The organism is Endozoicomonas sp. ONNA2, from assembly GCF_024606365.1.
Taxonomy (GTDB): Bacteria; Pseudomonadota; Gammaproteobacteria; order Pseudomonadales; family Endozoicomonadaceae; genus Endozoicomonas.
This window is the reverse complement of sequence record NZ_JAHHPO010000079.1, coordinates 1-3,520: the sequence shown is the minus strand read 5'-3', so window position 1 is coordinate 3,520 and position 3,520 is coordinate 1. Positions and strand designations below refer to the sequence as shown.

3 protein-coding genes are annotated in these 3,520 nt (G+C 45.7%); 2 read left to right on the top strand and 1 reads right to left on the bottom strand.

Features of this window, described 5'->3' with window-relative positions:
• Positions 1–50 precede the first annotated feature (50 nt).
• On the bottom strand, positions 51–1,142 hold the full coding sequence (locus tag KDK14_RS01400) for an ankyrin repeat domain-containing protein (protein ID WP_257263227.1): 1,092 nt from the start codon (positions 1,140–1,142) through the stop codon (positions 51–53).
• Between the two features lie 266 nt (positions 1,143–1,408).
• Between KDK14_RS01400 and KDK14_RS01395 the strand changes: the two genes are divergently transcribed.
• Together KDK14_RS01395 and KDK14_RS01390 are read left to right on the top strand one after the other, a co-directional pair.
• The gene (locus KDK14_RS01395; protein ID WP_257263226.1) at positions 1,409–2,395 is read left to right on the top strand and encodes a C2H2-type zinc finger protein; all 987 of its coding nucleotides are present in this window, start codon (positions 1,409–1,411) and stop codon (positions 2,393–2,395) included.
• A 102-nt stretch (positions 2,396–2,497) separates the two neighbouring features.
• Positions 2,498–3,520: ankyrin repeat domain-containing protein (locus tag KDK14_RS01390; RefSeq protein WP_257263225.1), on the top strand; the 1,023-nt coding region annotated here is incomplete at its 3' end.

Below are 3,520 nucleotides of genomic sequence, written 5' to 3'. Positions count from 1 at the left end.
TAGTAACTGTCCACTTAGCCAGAAATATACGATTCCATTTGGCCAACTACTTAAGCCTCTTGAACGGCCGATTCATAACTTGGAGGAGAGAGTTCATGATTGATACGATCGTTTAATTGAGCCATATCAAGCTGGTTAAATTCAGAGATGGACGACTGGTAATCCCTGCTATCGAAATTCATGGTTAAGAGTGCGAGGAGTTGTCGTTTGACTATCAATGAATCACTGTCCAGAATTTGCCTGCAAAATGTTTCCGACGTAATGATTTTTTGTCTCAGTGGATTACCCAAGTTAAAAAACATGCCATTTGATAATTTATGCATGAAAATAGTTAGCAGGTTTTCAGCAGTACCTTCGGGCTTGCCAGGATCCAGATTTGGTCGGCCAAGTAGCTCACGTGCCAAATCGGCATTATTTAACAATATGGCCTGACCAATAAGGCTTACCGGGACACTTGCTTTACTCGTTGTACGAAATGATAACACAGGAGGAAATTCAATATTGAAGGCTTGTTTAAATGGTCCATAGCGAAAAAATTCTATTTTTGTATTGATCCGGGTTCTGGCATCACTGGCAAGCAATACACTGATTTCACTTCTGTTTTTGGCAGCTACCTGAGTGTTTACCAACTCCGTTGGCGTCATGGATATGCTACGATCGATATCCATAACTTGATTGGGTTGGTTCGGGTTGGTTTCTTGGCTGCCCAGTAATACACCCATCGTCGTGGATGTAAAATTAGCAGGCGAATAGTCAGCGGCCTTGAAAGTCCTTGAGGGGAAATAACTTTCTCCCGCTAACAGCGTATTCGGTGATGCGCCAAGGTTAATTAGCAATTGCAACGCTTCATTGTTGCCGCGCACTGCCGCCTGGATAGCCGGGTTTTCATTTTTATTCTTCAAACAAAGATTCATGGATGATGGATTCTGGTCAATAATACGACTGATCAGTTGCGTATTGTTATGTTTGGCTGCTTGCATTAATGCTTTATCCGGCCCTTTAAATTTCAGACACCATTCGTCAAGTTTGCGCCGATGCCAAGAGCAGCTCCGTATATGACTGCTCTGTTGTTCTGAATGCCCGTTTGTAGCGCCGCTGCGATTGCCGGGAAGAAGTGGGTTGGATGCTCCAGAGGCTATCATGCTGTTGACTCCATATTCTGACAACTTTGATTATTGATTATTAGTTCTCTATAAAGTTCAAAAGTCATGGATATAAACAGCTCATTACCTGTGGAACCATTGCTGCATGAAAGTGTCCGATGTATTGATTGGGTAAAATGGTCTGCTAGAAAATAATTCAGTGATAAAACACGAACATGAATTCATCTAATGATTTTTCTTCTTGCCCTGTGGCTTCCAAGTGGCTTACTGAAACCGAAACAACCTGTCATGAAGAAGAAATTATAATGACAAGTGCTTTTTTTAATGACAAAAAAGTTGAAACATTTAAACACCTCGGTTTTGGCTATGTTTCACAAATGATGGAGCAACAACAAAATAGTGGTTTTGATTCCTCCCACTGGTCAGAAACGGACAAGCTTCCTTCATTATTTCCTGAAATTGATGATCTTGCCTATACCTGCGCAGACAGCGAAGTAAGTAATCGTCCACTCTCTTCACACCGGGAAAATTGTGATGAATTCGGAAATGGCGATATTTTCACAGAAATGCAAATGAATGAACCGGATGCCCGGGCAGAAAATTCAGCAAAGGTCTTGCCCACTGCCAAGAAGCCTTTTCAGTGTGATCAATGTAAGAAGACCTTTAGTCAAAAGGTGCATCTGACAAGACACATCCGCATCCACACAGGTGAGAGGCCCTTTAAGTGTAAGATCTGCGACAAGGGCTTCATTCAATCCAGTGAACTGAAACACCACACCTACATCCACACCGGCGATAGGCCCTATAAATGCCGGGTGTGCGAAAAGAGCTTCAATCTACCCAGTCTCCTGATAAATCATTCCCGCACCCACATCGGTGAGAGGCCCTATAAATGCCGGGTATGCGAAAAGAGCTTCTATCAACCCAGGCAACTGTTAATTCATTCCCGCATCCACACCGGCGAGAGGCCCTTTAAGTGCAGGGTGTGCGAAATGAGCTTCAAACAATCCGGTCACCTGATAAATCATACCCGTACCCACATCGGAGAGAGGCCCTATAAGTGTAATGATTGCGGGAAGCGATTTACCCAAAAATTTTCCCTGAAACAACACACCCGCATCCACACCGGCGAAAGTCTCTTTACATGTGAGGTGTGCGAAACGAGCTTTGTATTCAAAAGTTCTCTAAAAAGGCACTTTAATTCTAAAAGCCATTTGCTCAAACAGACTCAACGGTTATCAACCGAGCCGTCAGGAAATACTCAGAACCCTGCGGCGATGGATGTATATTAAAATGGCAGGCTATGTGTTGTTACGAATTCAGGCTTTTGTGGAACTTACCCTGCTGATTTTATGTCCTAAGCTCAGTGTTGATTCTAATAGCAGGCTAAAGCGATGAACGGTATCGGTAGAAACGGGACAGATTTATTCTTTGAATGCCCTATCTGTACTGGTGAAGACGGCTATTTCGGACAGTTTGGCGGGCGTTCACTGGTCAGAACCTCTTGCGATTCACGTCACGTTTTCCATCTGGAATGCATCACAGGATGGCTTGACAGTGAACAACAGTCGGCAAAAACGCTTGACCAACGGGAATGTGTATGCAGGCAACCGGCACTGCCATTGATTCGTATGGATGGTATGAGACCACTTTTTGACGAATCCCCTTATTGTGAAACCCTGATATATAATTACTGTCAGAACGGAAGACTGCCCGAGCTCAGGGCGCTGCTGCGCCAGAACGAGACTTTGGCTAATCTGACTTACCATTCGGTGACCACCGGTTATCCTGAACACCTGTTAGCTGTCGCCTTAAAGAACGAACATACTGATATAGTCCGGCTCTTGATTGATTATCACGCCGATGTCAATGCCGTCGAGCACAATGGTGAGACCATCCTGCAAATTGCCGCCCGGCTAGGCCGCACCGAGGAATTCAATATGCTGATCAGGGCAGGGGCGAATATCAATAACGTACCGCGTACCGCTGTCCAGGGGGGCGATGCTCCAATGCTTCAATACCCGAGCAGCACTCAACCAGGTCAACTTGCCCTTAATATCGCACTGCTCGAAGCCGCCGAGCGGGGGCAAACGCAGCGTCTTGGAAGCTTGATCACAGCGGGAGCGAACAACCTTTCCCATGCGTTGCGCATCGCCACCGAGCGGGGCCAAACCCAGTGCCTGAGACCTCTGATCACCGCGGGAGCGTACGACCTTGACGGTGCCTTGAGCATCGCTGTTCTGTCAGACTACACCGAGGGCCGACGCGTTCTGGAACAACATGGTGCAAATATTTTTACTGCACTGAACACAGCTGCCAGAGAAGATTCTCTGGAATTTTTCAATCTTCTCTACGAGAGACTCATCAATGAAACCGATGAAGAAGGTCAAACGCCGTTGCATATCACTGCAGCCAAC

What these genes read in the sequence shown, in the direction of transcription:
- KDK14_RS01395 (WP_257263226.1), top strand. Translation starts at nt 1,409, where the DNA reads ATGACAAGTGCTTTTTTTAATGACAAAAAAGTTGAAACATTTAAACAC.
- KDK14_RS01400 (WP_257263227.1), bottom strand. Translation starts at nt 1,142, where the DNA reads ATGATAGCCTCTGGAGCATCCAACCCACTTCTTCCCGGCAATCGCAGC.